Raw genomic sequence first — 646 nt, 5'->3', positions numbered from 1 at the left:
CAACTAGTGACCTAGAACAAAAAAGGCCCGTTAAACGGACCTTTTTCAATAACTTAGCTCAGCTCGTTCTTATTGCTCAGCTTTGTCATTCTCAACTTTTAGTAGCTCAACTTCAAATACAAGTGTTGAGTTTGCTGGAATGCTTGGCGTGTCTTGGTCACCGTATGCAAGCTCTGGCGGGATAACAAATTTGAATTTAGAACCCACTGGCATTAGCTGAACACCTTCTGTCCAACCTGGGATAACACGGTTTAGAGGGAACGTTGCTGGCTCACCACGATCGTATGAGCTGTCGAACTGAGTACCGTCAATCAACGTACCTTTGTAGTGTACTTGTACAGTGTCAGTGTCTTTTGGCTTCTCGCCTTCAGCAAGTGTGATTACTTGGTATAGAAGACCTGTGTCTGTTTTCACTACGCCTTCTTGCTTTTCGAATTCCGCACGGAAATCATCGCCAGCTTTTTTCGCTGCCGCTGCTATTTCTGCTGCTTGTGCTTGCATCTTCTCAGCAACACGCTTGTCTAGAGACTCTAGAGCAGCACGTGTTTCTTCTTCGTTTAGCTCTGCGTTGCCTTTAAAGACATCTTCGATACCTTTAAGAACAAGGTCTTTGTTTAGGTTGATACCGATTTCGCTTGGTTTTTCG

Annotated in this window: 1 protein-coding gene; it reads right to left on the bottom strand. The window is 44.6% G+C overall.

Going from position 1 to position 646, the window contains the following annotated elements; genetic code table 11:
- Positions 1 to 69 precede the first annotated feature (69 nt).
- Positions 70 to 646: FKBP-type peptidyl-prolyl cis-trans isomerase (gene fkpA / locus R7190_RS28225; protein WP_318137973.1), on the bottom strand; the 577-nt coding region annotated here is incomplete at its 5' end.

The sequence above is a fragment of the Vibrio sp. 1078-1 genome (assembly GCF_033340475.1).
Note: the sequence above shows the minus strand (reverse complement) of the source record. Positions and strands in the feature narration are given on the sequence as shown.